Annotated in this window: 11 protein-coding genes; 8 read left to right on the top strand and 3 right to left on the bottom strand. The window is 28.9% G+C overall.

Going from position 1 to position 15713, the window contains the following annotated elements; all coding sequences use genetic code 11:
• Positions 1-15: 15 nt before the first annotated feature.
• The 3 genes from L0U72_RS06450 to L0U72_RS06440 are packed head-to-tail and all read right to left on the bottom strand — an operon-like array spanning position 16 to position 3261.
• Positions 16-729: a 16S rRNA (uracil(1498)-N(3))-methyltransferase gene (locus tag L0U72_RS06450; RefSeq protein WP_233897458.1), complete on the bottom strand. Its 714-nt coding sequence runs from the start codon at positions 727-729 to the stop codon at positions 16-18.
• Positions 729-1847 carry a GTP cyclohydrolase gene (locus tag L0U72_RS06445; protein ID WP_233897459.1) on the bottom strand — a complete coding sequence of 373 codons (1119 nt, stop codon included), beginning with the start codon at positions 1845-1847 and terminating at the stop codon, positions 729-731. Before L0U72_RS06445 ends, L0U72_RS06450 begins: the two co-directional genes overlap by 1 nt.
• A 22-nt stretch (positions 1848-1869) precedes the next feature.
• Positions 1870-3261: a transporter gene (locus L0U72_RS06440; RefSeq protein ID WP_233898704.1), complete on the bottom strand. Its 1392-nt coding sequence runs from the start codon at positions 3259-3261 to the stop codon at positions 1870-1872.
• A gap of 145 nt (positions 3262-3406) precedes the next feature.
• On the opposite strand from L0U72_RS06440, the gene L0U72_RS06435 reads away from it, so the two are divergent.
• The 8 genes from L0U72_RS06435 (at position 3407) to L0U72_RS06400 (ending at position 15709) form a co-directional block, all read left to right on the top strand.
• Positions 3407-3733, top strand: a complete 327-nt coding sequence (locus L0U72_RS06435) for a DUF4834 family protein (RefSeq protein WP_233861428.1) — start codon at positions 3407-3409, stop codon at positions 3731-3733.
• 45 nt (positions 3734-3778) lie between these two features.
• On the top strand, positions 3779-6175 hold the full coding sequence (locus tag L0U72_RS06430) for a YfhO family protein (RefSeq protein WP_233898703.1): 2397 nt from the start codon (positions 3779-3781) through the stop codon (positions 6173-6175).
• Between the two features lie 28 nt (positions 6176-6203).
• Positions 6204-6725, top strand: a complete 522-nt coding sequence (locus L0U72_RS06425; protein ID WP_233898702.1) for a class I SAM-dependent methyltransferase — start codon at positions 6204-6206, stop codon at positions 6723-6725.
• Positions 6726-6729: 4 nt separating this feature from the next.
• Entirely contained in the window at positions 6730-7914 is a 1185-nt protein-coding gene (locus L0U72_RS06420) for a glycosyltransferase family 4 protein (RefSeq protein WP_233898701.1), read from the top strand.
• 1 nt (position 7915) lies between these two features.
• The gene (locus L0U72_RS06415; protein WP_233898700.1) at positions 7916-9196 is read left to right on the top strand and encodes a glycosyltransferase family 4 protein; all 1281 of its coding nucleotides are present in this window, start codon (positions 7916-7918) and stop codon (positions 9194-9196) included.
• Positions 9193-10278, top strand: coding sequence for a non-hydrolyzing UDP-N-acetylglucosamine 2-epimerase (gene wecB, locus L0U72_RS06410; RefSeq protein ID WP_233898699.1), 1086 nt, complete (start codon positions 9193-9195; stop codon positions 10276-10278). Before L0U72_RS06415 ends, wecB begins: the two co-directional genes overlap by 4 nt.
• Before the next feature lies 1 nt (position 10279).
• The gene (locus L0U72_RS06405) at positions 10280-11794 is read left to right on the top strand and encodes a lipopolysaccharide biosynthesis protein (RefSeq protein ID WP_233898698.1); all 1515 of its coding nucleotides are present in this window, start codon (positions 10280-10282) and stop codon (positions 11792-11794) included.
• 132 nt (positions 11795-11926) lie between these two features.
• The gene (locus L0U72_RS06400; protein WP_233898697.1) at positions 11927-15709 is read left to right on the top strand and encodes a type IIG restriction enzyme/methyltransferase; all 3783 of its coding nucleotides are present in this window, start codon (positions 11927-11929) and stop codon (positions 15707-15709) included.
• Positions 15710-15713: the final 4 nt, after the last annotated feature.

Below are 15713 nucleotides of genomic sequence, written 5' to 3'. Positions count from 1 at the left end.
GGTTCAAATATACAGTTACTGATGCATAAAACCAATAGTCTGCACTACATTTAAACCAGCAGTTTCGGTACGTAATCGATTTTGTCCTAAAGAAATAGGTTGAAAATTAAGGTTTAAACATTTTTCTATCTCTTTTGATGAGAAATCACCTTCAGGACCGATTAAAATTGTATAGTTCGCATTTTTATCGGTACTATTTTTTAATAATTTTTTTTCAATATTTTCTTCACAATGTGCAATAAATAGTTGTTCTGAAGTAAAATCTTGTTTTAAAAATTCTGATAATTTTATAGGATTATTCAGTTTTGGCAAGGTAAATTGTAAGGATTGTTTCATTGCTGATTGTACGATTTTATTCAATCGTTCAATTTTAATTATTTTTCTTTCAGAATTATCACAAATAATCGGCGTAATTTCATCAATTCCGATTTCAGTTGCTTTTTCTAAAAACCATTCCAATCGATCATTATTTTTGGTTGGTGCAATGGCAACGTGCAGATAATAATTACGATTATTTGGTTTTTCCTGATAGTTAACGACAGTTGTAAGACATCTTTTATCATTAGCAATTGTTATTGATACCGAAAATAAAAAACCAGCGCCGTTTGTTATGTGTAAAATATCGCCTTCTTTTTTTCTTAAAACGCGTACAATATGTCTACTTTCTTCTTTATCAAAAGTAATTTGTTTGGTTGCTGTGGTAATATCAGGATTAAAAAATAACTGCATTATAAATCAAGTTTATAGGTTCTTCTTCTTTTGTGTGTTGTCGGATCAAAGTCTTTCCAAATTTGATGGATTGCGGTATTATCCTCTAATTCAGGCGTTCTGATACAATTTATGATGCCTTTTTTAGCAAAAGTTTCACAATATTGTTTAAAAATAATAGCAATAACGCCTTTATTTTGATATTCAGGAGCAACACCTATTAGATAAAAAGTAACATCTTTAGAATTTTTACGAGCATTGAGTAGGTGAAAAATTCCGAAGGGAAAAAGTTTTCCATTTGCTTTTTGTAATGCTTTTGAAAAAGAGGGCATTACAATAGCAAAGGCGACTAATTTATCATTTTTATCGACTACGAATTTTATATATTCAGGATTGATAAAACTGATGTATTTTTCTTTAAAATGTTGAATTTGTGCGTCGGAAATAGGCACATACGTTGATAATTTCGAATAAGATTTACTAAACAATTCAAACATTTCATCAACATAAGGCATTATTTTTTTTGTAGAAGTAAAATCGAGTGGTTTTAAGCCGTAACGTCTTTGAATTAAGCGACTTGCTTTTCCATATTTTACGTCATCTACATTTTTAAAAAGGAATTTACTTTCTAGATATTCTTTTTCTTTTAGGAAGCCTAATTGTTCAAAATGTTTGGCATAATACGGATGATTATACCAAGTAATCATAGTTCCAATATGGTCAAAACCTTCTACTAAAACGCCTGTTTTATCTAAATTATTAAATCCAACAGGACCTTCTATAAATTTTAAATTGTGTTTTCGTCCAATTTCTTTTACTTTTTCAAGTAATGCTTGGGTAACTTTTAGATTATCAATAGCATCAAACCAACCGAAGCGTATTTTTTTGATGCCTTGTTTTTCAATTTCATACGTATTGATAATAGCAACGACACGTCCGACAATTTTATTATTTATCAAAGCGATAAAAAAATGTGCTTTAGCGTATTCAAAAACGGGATTTTTATCTTTGTCAAAGATATCAACTTCATCATTAATAATAGGCGGCACCCAGTTTTTGTTATCTTTATAAAGAGAAAAAGGAAACTTTACAAATTGTTTCATTTCCTTTTTAGAAAATATTTCTTTAATTTCAATCATGAAACAAAGGTAGTATTTTTAATTATTTCTCTTCTGATTTTTTTGCGTCTTCTTGTTTCTCTTCTTGCTTTTCGTCTTGCTTATCTTCTTGTTCTTGTTTCTGATTTTCTTCTTCTTCTTTAAGTAAATCTTCTTCTAAGTCTTTGATTTCTTTTTCAAGTTTCAGGCGTTCTTTTTCCTTTTCTTTGGCTTGTTTTTCTTGAGCTTTTATGAATTCTTTTTCTTGTTTCAGGCGTTCTTTTTCTTTGTTTTTGCTTTCTTTTTTAGCTTTCTTTTTGGCTTTTTTATCAGCTTTTCGTTGTGCTTTACTAGTTTTTTTCTTTGCTTTTTTGTCCTCTTTGGTAATTACATCAATTAATGATTTTGAACGTTCTCTTCTTGGTTTTTCGATGGTTATTTCTTCTTCATTTTCACCATCTTTTACGATTACTTTTTGAGTATCTTTCTTTTTAAAGAGTCCTTTAATTTTGGCGATAAAACGTCCGAAGAATCCTTTATTTTCATCATATTTTATATCTTCTTGTTCTTCAATTTTATTACCAAATTCATCAACTTCAATAAATTTATCTTTGTGTTTATTTATTCGATAGGATGCTCCAATAGCGGTGTATAATCCTAGTTCTTTCTGTTCTAAAATCCCTCTAACTGAAGCATTAAATTGTAAGTTTTCACTAAATAGATAGGCGGCACCAATTCCTACATTTGTTTTATTTTTCTTTGGATTAAAAACTCCTTGGATTTCTGCAAATCCCGACCAATAATCGTTAAAATTTCGGGTAGCGGTAACAATGTAGGAGTATTCTGAAAAATCAGTACCAATATTATCGTAATATAAATTGGTGATTACGTATAATTGGTCTGAAAATTCATTTTGAAGTAAAATTCCAGCCTTCGGACTAATACTTTCTTGTTGATGATAGCCGTTTAAAACACTTCCAAAATTAGCTCCTGCATAGATTCCAACATGTGGAATCCATCTTTTAAAATCGAAGGCGTATCTTTTTTTCCAGCTTCTAATTTCTTCTTTTTTATTTTCGTATTTTGGAGCGTATACTAAATATTTAGCTCCTAGCGTCAATTTGCTTAATCCTATTTGATTATAAGAGGATTCAAAAATATTTTTAAATGCAATTTTATCTCTTTGGAAGGAGGTATTTACATTTAATTCTAATTTTTCGGTAAAAAAACTGGTTCTAAATAATAAATTTAGTCCTAAGGCTTCAGGATTACTAAAAAGTGGAATTGGATTTGTTTTTTTTAAAAAAATGCTAGATTCAAATTGATATACGCCTAAACCAACACTGTATGGGCTTTGCGAAAATCCTGGGCGATTTGAGTTTATAACCGTTGTATATTGAGCGTTTACAGCTATGGAAGTACAAAAAACAAAAAGTAAAAGGAGTTTTTTTATCATGTTATAAAATCAATTTATACAAAAATTATACAATTACTACAAACATACATAAAATACAATTTACAATTAAATATAAGTTTTGTAAAGTCTTAACGCTTCCTTTTAGTTCAAATTGTTATTTTTGATTAATTTTTTATTAAAATTTATGATGATACATTTAAATGAAGCTGGACCTATGAATTTTTTAAGAACAATATTAATACTAGTACTAATTTATTATACGGGTAAATTTCTAATGAAATTATTTGGACCTTATCTCCTTAAAAAGGCGGTTGATAAAGTTCAGAAAAAAGCGGAGCAACAGTTTAACAATCAGCAACAAAATCAGCAAAACCGATCATATAATCAACAACAAAACGATGTTGAAATAGGAAAAACGGTGGTTGATAAAAAGCCAGAAAATTCCTCAAAAAACATCAGAAAAAGTAATGATTCGGTGGGTGAATATGTTGATTTCGAAGAAATAGATTAGTAAAACACTAAAATAACACGACAAAAAAATAAGCATTCATATCTTATGAATTATAAAAAATTGATTCCCTATGCAATAACATTGGTTGTTTTTGCGATTATATCGTTGTTGTATTTCAATCCTGTTTTAAGCGGAAAACAGCTCAAACAAGGCGATATTACGCAGTTTATAGGAATGTCTAAACAGGTAAAAGAGTATCGAATTGAAAAAAATGAAGAACCATATTGGCTAGGAAATGCGTTTAGCGGAATGCCTGCATATCAGGTTAGTGCGTATTATCCGAACGATTTTGTGCGTTATATTGATAAAGTAATTCGTTTTTTACCACGCCCGGCCGATTATTTGTTTTTATATTTCTTCGGATTTTTTATCTTATTAACGGCTTTAAAAGTAGATTGGAAATTAGCCATTTTAGGAAGTTTATCCTTCGGGTTTTCTACGTATTTAATCATTATTTTTGGAGCAGGACACAATGCAAAAGCCCACGCAATCGGTTATATGCCGATGGTAATTGCAGGTGTTTTATACATCTTTAGAAAAAAATATTTGTTAGGATTTGTCTTAACTTCTTTGGCGATGGCGTTAGAAGTGTACACAAATCATCCACAAATGACCTATTATTTAGGTTTTTGCTTATTAATTTTGGCAATTGTTGAATTTATTGAAGCTTTTAAAACTAAAAATTTATCGGTATTTGCAAAGCAAGCAGCTGTTTTAGTTGCAGCGATGGCGATTGGTTTGGGTGTAAATTCAACTCGATTATTATCGATGAAAGAATATAGCGATTTTAGTACTCGAGGAAAATCGGCATTAACGATTAATCCAGATGGCTCTCCAAAAGAAAAATCAACAGGTTTAGATAAATCGTATATCACAGAATATAGTTACGGAATTGCTGAAACTTTTAATTTGATAATTCCTCGTTTTATGGGCGGTGGAACTGTTGAAGAATTAAATTCAGATTCTAATTTTTATCAAACTTTAGAAAAAAATGCAGGTAGAAATGTTGCTAAAGAGTATTCAAAGCAAGTTTTAACTTATTGGGGAATACAACCAATTGTAGAAGCGCCCGCATATATTGGAGCAATTTTATTTTTCTTGTTCTTTTTAGGTGTTTTCTTAGTAAAAGGACGTTTAAAATATTGGTTAGTATCGGCAACTATTTTTTCAATAGTATTAAGTTGGGGGAAAAATTTTGCTGGAATCACTAATTTTTTTATTGATTATGTTCCGTTGTATAATAAATTTAGAGCAGTTTCATCAATTCAAGTAATTGCAGAATTATGCGTTCCATTATTAGGAATTATTGCTTTACGTGATTTGTTTTCATCAAAAGTTACATCCGAAGAAAAAGAAAATGCCTTAAAAAATGCTTTTTATGTTTTAGGAGGAATTACTTTATTATTTGCACTTTTCGGATCTAGTTTATTTGCTTTTGAAGGATTAAGAGATGCTCAATATCAAGAATTACCAACTTTAATTGATGCCTTAATTGCTGATAGAAAAGCCATGTTATTTAATGATAGTGTTCGTTCTTTTTTATTGATTTTAGCATCAGCTATATTATTGTGGTTTTATCTGAAAGGGAAATTAAAACAAGTACCTGTTATAATAATTTTAGGAGCTTTAATTATTTTTGATTTAGTTTCTGTTGATATTAAATACGTAAATAAAGAAGATTTTACATCAGCAAGAAAAGTTTTAAAACCATTTACGGCAACCGAAACTGATAAAGAAATTTTAAAAGATAAGAGCCATTATCGTGTAGCAAATTTTAGTGTAAACCCAATGCAAGATGGAAGAACATCTTATTTTCATAATTCGATAGGAGGATATCATGCGGCTAAAATGAAGCGATATCAAGAATTATTTGATTATCAAATTTCTAAAAATAATATTGAAGTATTAAATATGCTAAATGCAAAATACTTTATTGTTGGTGATGATAAATTACAAGAAAATACTGACGCAAATGGAAATGCATGGTTTGTAAATAATTTAAAAATTGTTACATCGGCAGATGAAGAAATAGTTGCTTTAGATAGTTTAAATACTAAAACATCAGCTGTAATTAATGCGAAAAATTATACGAAAGCTAATAAATTTAAAAGAGATTCAACAGCTACAATATCATTAATCAAAAATGATGTTACAACGCTAGTTTATAAAACTGATACGCAAGAAAATCAGTTTGCTGTGTTTTCAGAAATTTATTATAAAGATGGTTGGAATGCTTATTTAGATGGCGTTAAAACTGAACATTATCAAGTTAATTATGTACTTAGAGGTATGGAAATACCAAAAGGAAACCATGAAATTGTCTTTAAATACGAGCCGAAAATAATACAAACAGGAAATAAAATTACGTTATTTTCATACGCTTTATTATTATTGATTCCGATGGGTTGGTTTTTTATCCGAAAGAAAAAAACTAAAAACTAAACTTAAAATTGTTGTTTAAATATTAAAAATGTACAAAAAACTTCCTAAAAAAAGATATCATCATACGCTAGAATTTTTAAAGAAAAATGTGCCTGCACCTGCAGTTATTTTAGATTTAGGTGTTCGGAATCCTTTTTCTGAAATAATGGAAGAAAATGGTTATACGGTTTATAACACCGAAGGCGATGATTTAGATTTGTTGCCAGAAATTGTTAAAAATTATAAAGTTGATGTTGTAACGGCTTTTGAAATTTTTGAGCATTTAATAGCGCCTTTTAATGTTTTAAGAGCGATAGAAACTACAAAAATTGTAACAACTGTACCTTTAAAATTATGGTTTGTAGATGCGTACAGAAGTAAAACTGATATGTGGGATAGGCATTATCATGAATTTGAAGATTGGCAATATGATTGGTTATTAGAAAAATCGGGCTGGAAAATTTTAGATACTAATAAATGGACAAGTCCTATAAATCAAATAGGAATTAGACCCATTTTAAGAAAGTTTACGCCAAGATATTACGCTGTTTACGCAGAAAAACAGTCGTGAAAAAATGAAAAAAGACATCAAAATAGGCAAGAGGATAGGAATGATTTTAGATAAAACATTTCCGCCTGATCCTAGAGTTGAAAACGAAGCAATTGAGCTTCAAAAACAACGACATCAAGTGTTTTTGTTTTGCTTAACTTACGGAAATCAAAAAAAAGAGCTTATAAGTGGCATTGAAGTAGTCAGATATTCATCAAATAAAATAGAGTATAAATTGTCGGCATTGGCCTATACAATTCCGTTTTATTCTTATTTGATGAAAAATAAAATTGCTGATTTTTTAGCTATTTATAAAATCGATGTAATTCATGTACACGATATGGTAGTTGCCGAAGCTGTTTTTTTAGCGAATAAAAAGAAACTTCCTGTAGTGTTAGATTTGCACGAAAATCGTCCGCAGATAATGAAGTTTTATCCGCATTTAAAAAAGTTTCCTGCCAATGTTTTAATCTCCGTAAAAAAATGGCAACGTAAAGAAGCCGAATTAATAAATAAAGCATCAAAACTGATTGTTGTAACCGAGGAAGCTAAAAAAGAAGTATTAACCAGAACTCAAATAAAAGCTACAAATATTGCCGTTGTTCCTAATACGGTTCGAAAATCTTTTTATCAGAATATTGAAACATCAGCTAAAAAAGATACAACTTTCAATTTATTATATATCGGTGATACAGGCGAAAGAAGAGGTTTAAAAACTGTTATAGAAAGTTTACCAGAATTACAAAAAAGTATTAAAAATATACGATTTGTAATTGTTGGAAAAGTAAGTTCAGAACTTGAAAATAGTGTAAATAAGTTAGCCTTAAATAAAGTAGTTATTTTTGAAGGATGGCAAAATGAAAGTACTTTTCAGAATTATATTGTTAATAGTGACGTTTGTTTATCGCCTTTACACAGAAATATTCATCACGATACAACCTACGCAAATAAATTATTTCAATATATGAGTTTAGGAATACCTTTGTTGGTAAGCAATGCAACAGCTCAAGAAAATTTAGTAAAACATGTAAATTCTGGCTTGGTACATGAAGCCGAAAATATAGCCGATTTTACAGCAAAAGTTTTGGAATTATACCATAATACTTCTTTAAGAGAAACGTTAGCAATTAACGGAAAAGAGTTTGTAAACAATCGTTTTACTTGGGATAAAACATCAGAAGAATTAATTAATTTATACGCTAATTTATAATTTGAAAGTACTAATTATTACTTATTATTGGGTTCCTTCGGGCGGTTCGGGCGTACAACGTTGGTTGAAATTTGTAAAATATTTACGAGATTTTAATATTGAACCCGTTGTTTACACTGTTGATGAAGCTAAGTATCCAATTATTGATGCTTCTCTCGAAAATGATGTGCCAAAAAATATTGAAGTTATCAAAAAATCAATTTATGAACCGAACGATTTTTTAGCAATATTTAAAAAGAAGGAAACTAAAACAAGTGCGGGTTTTTTAAATCCGAATCCAACTTTTTTTGGAAAAATATTACAATATATAAGAGCAAATTATTTTATTCCTGATGCTCGTAAATTTTGGATTAAACCATCCGTAAAATATTTAGAAAAATATTTATCAGAAAATAATATTGATGCCATTATTACCACAGGTCCTCCGCATAGTTTGCATTTAATCGGCTTGAAATTAAAGCAAAAATTAAACATAAAATGGATTGCAGATTTTCGTGACCCGTGGACGGATATTGATTATTTTCATCAGTTACCATTAACTAAAAAAGCCATTAAAAAACATCATCAATTAGAACAGCAAGTTTTAAAAAATGCGGATGCAACGCTTGTAGTTGGTGAAACTATGAAAGAAAATTATAAAAAATTTTCAAAAAATATTCATGTAATAACCAACGGATACGATTCATCAGAAAATGAAAAAAACAAGGTTATTTTAGATGATAAATTTTCAATAACACATATCGGATTAATGAATTCAGATAGAAATCCGACCATTTTATGGAGGGCTTTGGCTGAATTATCCGAAGAAAATAACGCTTTTAAAAATGATTTAGAGATAAAATTAATCGGTAAATTATCGGATGATGTAGTTGCTGATTTAGAAAAGTATCAATTTAAAAAAGTTGAAAAAATAAATTACGTTCCACACAAAGAAGTACAAAAATATCAGTGTAATTCACAAGTTTTATTGCTTGCTGTAAATAAAGTTCCTAGTGCTAAAGGAATTATAACAGGTAAAATTTTTGAATATTTACAAGCAAAACGCCCTATCTTAGCAATCGGTCCTGAAGATGGCGATTTAGCAGAAATCTTAAAAAACACCAATTCAGGAATTATTGTTGATTTTGATAATAAAGAAGCGATTAAAAAATCGGTTTTAAATTTGTATAAAAGCTACAAAGAAAATAGGTTGCAAGTTTCATCAAAAAATATAGAACAATATCATCGAAAGGAGTTAACCAAACAATTATCAGTAATACTTAAACAAGTAGTAAATCCTTGAAAAAAATAGTAACCATATTAGGAGCCAGGCCTCAGTTTGTAAAAGGTGCGGTGTTAAGCAGAGTCATAAAAAATCATCAAGAAATTGAAGAAATAATTGTGCATACAGGGCAGCATTTTGATGCCAATATGAGCGCTGTTTTTTTTGATGAAATGCAAATTCCGAAGCCAAAATATAATTTAAACATCAATGGTTTAAATCATGGTGCGATGACTGGGCAAATGCTCGAAAAAATTGAAGAAATTTTACTAGTAGAAAAACCCGATGCAATTGTGGTTTATGGCGATACAAATTCTACGGTTGCAGGGGCTTTATCAGCAAAGAAATTACATGTAAAAGTAGTGCATATAGAAGCGGGATTACGTTCGTATAATATGCAAATGCCCGAAGAAATAAATCGAATTATAACCGATAGAATTGCCGATTTATTAAGTTGTCCGACACAAGTTGCTATCGATAATTTAAAACAAGAAGGTTTTGATAATCTAGCTATTAAAATTGAGCAACATGGCGATATTATGAAAGATGCTGTGGAGTTTTACGGTGCTTTTTCCGAAGAAAAATCAACAGTTATTGCTGATTTAAACTTGACAAAAAATGAGTTTGTATTAGCAACTATTCACAGACAAGAAAATACGGATGATAAACAAAAATTGACCAATGTTTTTTTAGGGTTAGAAGAAATCAATAAAACAAAAAAAGTGGTCATGCCGTTGCATCCTCGGACAAAAAAAATGCTCGATTTATACGGATTAAAACCGAAAATCACCTTTATAAATCCTGTTGGTTATTTTGATATGCTCGAACTTTTAAAAAATTGTAATTTGGTCGTTACCGATAGTGGAGGACTTCAAAAAGAAGCATTTTTTAATAAAAAATATTGCATTATTGCAAGAGAAGAAACCGAATGGACAGAGCTTGTAAGCAACGGATATGCTAAAATTACGGCAACAAATCCGAAGGAAATAAACAAGGCATTTCAGAAGTTTTTGAAGACTAAAAAAAGCTTTAAAGAAGCATTATACGGGAATAATGTTGGCGAAAAAATATATCAATCAATCATCAAATTAATAAATTCATAAATTGGGAATCGTATTAAGACAATCAATTAAAAACACCATAATTATCTATTTAGGATTTTTAATTGGTGGAATAAATACCATATTTTTATATGCTCGTTTTTTAAAAGATGAATATTATGGGTTGGCAACTTATGTATTTGCCGCATCCAATTTATTAATGCCCGTTATGGCGTTAGGAATTCAATTTACGATTGTTAAATTTTTTTCCGCCTATAAAACTAAAAAAGAAAAAGATAGCTTTTTAAGTTCCATACTTTTTTTACCCTTATTAATAGCCTTGCCGATCGGTTTTTGTTGGGATGTTTTTCATAATTTAATTATGAGTTACATATCAAAAAGTAATATTGAAGGTAATTTAATTATCGAAAATTATACGATTTATATTTATATAATTGCCGTTTGCTGTGCGTATTTCGAAGTTTTTTATTCGTGGGCAAAAGTACAAATGCAATCGGTTTTTGGGAATGTTTTAAAAGAACTTTACAACAGAGTCGCTATTATGACCTTATTATTTGCTGTAAATTTTGATATCATAACCAAACAAGAATTTTTATATTATATGACCATTGCATATATTATAAGAACTTTTTTGATGCTTATTTATGCTTTTAAATTGTACACGCCTAAGCTAACTTTTACCTTGCCTTATAACTTTAAGGAAGTGTTACGTTATTCATTTTATATTGTTTTAGCAGGAAGTGCGGGGGCATTGGTTTTGGATATCGATAAAATAATGATTCCTGGAAAAGAAGGTTTTGCAACCGCCGCATATTACGGCGTAGCGTTGTTTATTGGAAGTTTTATCGAAGCGCCAAGCCGAGCAATGGGACAAATTTTACAACCATTAACATCAAAAGCTATCAACGAAAATAACGATAAAGAAACCAATAGTTTGTATCATAAAAGTGCGATTAATTTATTATTAATTGGTGGCTTATTTTTTATTTTAGTGAATTGTAATGTTGCAGAGCTGTTCAAAATAATGCCCAATAAAAACTATGCTGGAGGTGGTTTAGTGGTTTTATTAATTTCAGGAGCAAAATTATTTATGATGTCTTTAGGAAATAACGGAGCGATTATTCAAAATTCAAAATTTTATAGAATTACCATGCCAATCGGAATAGGAATGGCACTTATGGTTACCTACTTAAATGTATTCTTTTATAATGATATTGGAATGGGAACAGAAGGTTTAGCACTAGCAACCCTATTAGCAGTCGTAACTTTTAACGCCTTTAAACTTTGGTTTGTACATCGTAAATTGAAAATGTTTCCATATACAATGAAAACATTACAAATGATTCTGATAATTATAATCCTGTTTTTAACTTTCTATTTCTGGAACTTTTCTATCCCTGAATTTTCAATAAAAAGTATCAGAATTGACCCAATTATTAATATCAGCCTAAAAAGTATTTTAATTATTTCTATCTATTTATTTGTAGTCGTTAAATTATCAATATCAACACAAATGAATGATTTAATGAGCCGATTAATATCAAAAATTAATAGATAACAAAAATACACATCAAAAAAGAGGGCGAACACATAGGTTCGCTCCAACAAGAAGACATATTTTTCTTATTTTTCATGTATCTTTAGCCTTAAAAAAAACTTCAAAAAAAGTTTAAAAAAGCTAAAAAAGAAGATGAATAAAATCAATACCAGAAAAGCTCTTAATCCTGCGTACAGAAAACACAAACCGCTAAGAAAAGAAGTAACCAATTTTATAACAGAATTACAAACCTGTATCAATGCCGTAAAATTAAGCGATGAAAATAACGAAAGTGAAGAACATATAAAATATCACTTTACAACGTTCTTTAAAAATACGTTCTACGCCAATAATTACATCAATACTAAAGATAGAATTGATTTAGCAATCTATACTGAAAATAACCCAAAATCGGAGGTTAGCGTACTTATTGAAGCCAAAAAACCAAGCAATAAAAACGAATTTCTAAAAGAAGATAATCTTAATAAAAAAGCATTACAAGAACTTTTATTATACTATCTGCGTGAACGAATAGACAATAATAATAACAGTATAAAACACCTTATCGCTACAAACGGATACGAATGGTATCTCTTTAAAGCAGAAGATTTTTATACCTATTTCTTCAAAAATAAAGCCTTACTAAAAGAATATCAAAACTTTAGAGACGGACTAAAAGATTCCTCTAAAAATGAACTATTCTACAACGAAATAGCTCAAAAATATATCGGCGAAATTCAAGATAAATTGCCTTTTGTATATCTGAATTTTGCTCAAACAAATTTCCAAAAACTAAGCGATGCACACTTAAATACACTCTATAAAATATTTTCTGATGTACATATTCTTGGAAAAACATTCGGAAATGATAGTAATCAACTTAATAAAGCATTCTATAATGAATTATTACACATTATCGGATTAGAAGAAATTAAAGAAAAAGGTAAAAAAATAATCAATAGAAAAAAACAAGAAAATAGAGATTATGCCTCCCTTTTAGAAAATACAATATTCCATATTGAAGATAGAGATTATCTATCAAAAATAAAAAGTATTCCAAATAATAGCGATAAACAATTTAACGCAGGACTCGAACTTTGCTTAACTTGGATTAATCGAATATTATTCCTTAAATTATTAGAATCGCAATTAGTAACCTATCATCAAAATAATCAAAAATATCGATTCTTACATACCAAATTTATAAACGGATTTGATGACTTAAACGACCTTTTCTTTTCCGCTTTAGCAAAACCAATAGAACAAAGACACCCAAAATATAAAGACAAATATCAAGAAATTCCCTATTTAAATAGTTCCCTATTTGAAAAAAATACCCTAGAGAATGAAGCTTTTGAAATATCAGCGTTAAATAACGATGAAATTCAAATATACAATAACACCGTTTTAAAAAATTCCAAAGGAAAAAAACAACAAGGAAAATTACCAACTCTTGATTATTTATTCCAATTCCTTGACGCATACGACTTCGCAACTGACGGAAATGAAGGAATTACCGATGAAATTGAAACCAAAACATTAATTAACGCATCCGTACTTGGACTGATTTTTGAAAAAATAAACGGATACAAAGAAGGCTCATTCTATACTCCAGCATATATAACAATGTATATGTGTAAAGAAACCATCAGAAGGGCAGTAGTACAAAAATTTAAAGAACAAGAAAAAAATAGCATTGAAACTTTTGAAGATTTACAAGCATATTGTAGCCAATTTTTTAAAGTTGATGATTTAAAACGATTAAATAATATCGTAAATAGTATCAAAATTTGCGACCCTGCCGTAGGATCAGGACACTTCTTGGTTAGTGCTTTAAATGAATTAATTGTTATCAAAAATGAACTCCGTATTTTAACCGATGCTAAAGGAATTTTATTAAATTGTGATATCGAAATTGTAAATGATGAATTGTATATCACAAACCAAAATAATGGACTCTTATTTGAATACAATCCGAAAAGTAAAGAAAGTACCAAAATACAACATACCCTATTTCATCAAAAACAAACTCTTATTGAAAATTGCTTGTTTGGCGTAGATATTAACCCAAATTCCGTTAAAATTTGCCGTTTACGTTTGTGGATTGAACTGCTCAAAAATGCCTATTATACACCAAAAAATACCTTACAAACACTACCAAATATCGACATTAATATTAAATGCGGAAACTCACTAATTAGCCGTTTTAATTTAAATGATGATTTAAAAGAGGCCTTTAATAATAAAGAACTTAACTATTCATTTATAGATTACAAAAATGCCGTAGCCGAATACAAAGATACAAACGACAAAAATCGTAAAAAAGAAGTGCTACAAATTATTGAACAAGTTAAAAATAACTTTAAAAGTACACTCGATAACAGCTTTATTCAAAAATATCAGAAAATACAAGGAACTTTAATTAACGAACAAGAAAGACAAAAAAACTTAATCAATTTTGGCGAAAAAATTAAAAAATCCGAAAAAGACGAACTTAAAAAATTACAAATAAAAGCCCAAAAAGCATTCCAAGAAAAAGAAGAAATTACCAATAATGCAATATATCATAACGCTTTTGAATGGCGTTTTGAGTTTCCTGAAGTATTATCCGAAGATGGAAATTATATCGGTTTTGATGCCGTTATTGGGAATCCGCCGTATATTAAAGAACGTGATGCTAAAGATATTTTTTCGCCAATTAGAAAAAGTCCTAAATGGAAAGATTATCTTCAAGGAAAAATGGATTTATGGTATTTCTTTTTACATCAAGCATTTAATGTTGCAAAAAAAGATGCTCATATTTCTTATATAACAAATTCATATTGGGTTAAAAGTGATGGAGCTAAAGTTTTAATTAATAGAATTAACACTGAAAAAACGTTATATGAAATTGTTTATTTTGATGATTATCCAATTTTTGATGAAGTTTCAGGAAAACATATGATTCATTCTTATATTAATTCATTAAATGATGATAATTATAAAGTTCAATTAATTAATGTTGATAAAGAAAATTTCACAAAAAATATTAATGACGAAAAAAAAGTAGAATTAGATAATACAGAAGTTATAGAAAGTACTTCTATTAATTTAGATGTAAGTTTAAATACAATATTTAAAGATTGTGTTGAATTAGGTGAGTTTTATTTTGTTTCACAAGGAGTTGTTGAAGCTTCTGATAAAGTAGCTAAAAGTAAATTAACCGATGATTTATTAAATTCTTTTAATATTGGCGATGGTGTTTTTGTCATCAATAAAAAAGAGTTAGAGCTTTTAAAGTTAAATGAAGATGAATTAAAAATATTAAAACCGTATTTAAATACTCACAATGTAAATAAATATAGCGTTAATTTTTCAGATGAATATTTAATTTTTTCAGATAAAATAATTAGAGAACAAATTAAAGAAAATAAATATCCTAATTTAAAAAAGCATTTAGATAAAATGTCTCCTTTTATAACTTCTTCAAATTTACCTTATGGTTTACATAGAGATAGAAGTTCAAAATTTAATCCTTTTGACGCTCCCAAATTAATTTGTCCAGGAATGTTTAAAAAACCTAATTTTACTTATGATGAAGAAAATTATTATGTAGGTTTTTCTTTTTCTGTAATTTGGCAAAAAGATAAAAATTATGATTTAAAGTATCTTTTAATGTTAATGAATTCAAAATTAGGAGAATATTGGTTTAATTCAAATGGTAAAAAAAGAGGAATCGGAGTTGATATTGGTGTTAAAGTTTTTAGACAATTTCCAATAAAAGAAATATCAGAAAAAGAGCAAACGCCATTTATAGAAAAAGTAGATAAAATATTATCGATAAAAAAGGAAAATCCTGAATCGGATACGAGCGTTTTAGAAAAACAGATAGACCAAATGGTTTATAAATTATATGGTTTAACGGCTGATGAGGTTGCTATTGTGGAGGGTTTATAGCTAA

Origin of the sequence: Tenacibaculum piscium (assembly GCF_021390755.1) — a bacterium.
Taxonomy (GTDB): Bacteria; Bacteroidota; Bacteroidia; order Flavobacteriales; family Flavobacteriaceae; genus Polaribacter; species Polaribacter piscius.
This window is presented reverse-complemented; position numbering and strand designations above follow the sequence as displayed.

Bases quoted from the DNA above. Each gene is read 5' to 3' on its own strand.
- L0U72_RS06435 (WP_233861428.1), top strand. From the start codon at position 3,407: ATGATGATACATTTAAATGAAGCTGGACCTATGAATTTTTTAAGAACA.
- L0U72_RS06445 (WP_233897459.1), bottom strand. From the start codon at position 1,847: ATGATTGAAATTAAAGAAATATTTTCTAAAAAGGAAATGAAACAATTT.
- L0U72_RS06420 (WP_233898701.1), top strand. From the start codon at position 6,730: ATGAAAAAAGACATCAAAATAGGCAAGAGGATAGGAATGATTTTAGAT.
- L0U72_RS06440 (WP_233898704.1), bottom strand. From the start codon at position 3,261: ATGATAAAAAAACTCCTTTTACTTTTTGTTTTTTGTACTTCCATAGCT.
- L0U72_RS06430 (WP_233898703.1), top strand. From the start codon at position 3,779: ATGAATTATAAAAAATTGATTCCCTATGCAATAACATTGGTTGTTTTT.
- L0U72_RS06400 (WP_233898697.1), top strand. From the start codon at position 11,927: ATGAATAAAATCAATACCAGAAAAGCTCTTAATCCTGCGTACAGAAAA.
- L0U72_RS06450 (WP_233897458.1), bottom strand. From the start codon at position 729: ATGCAGTTATTTTTTAATCCTGATATTACCACAGCAACCAAACAAATT.
- L0U72_RS06425 (WP_233898702.1), top strand. From the start codon at position 6,204: ATGTACAAAAAACTTCCTAAAAAAAGATATCATCATACGCTAGAATTT.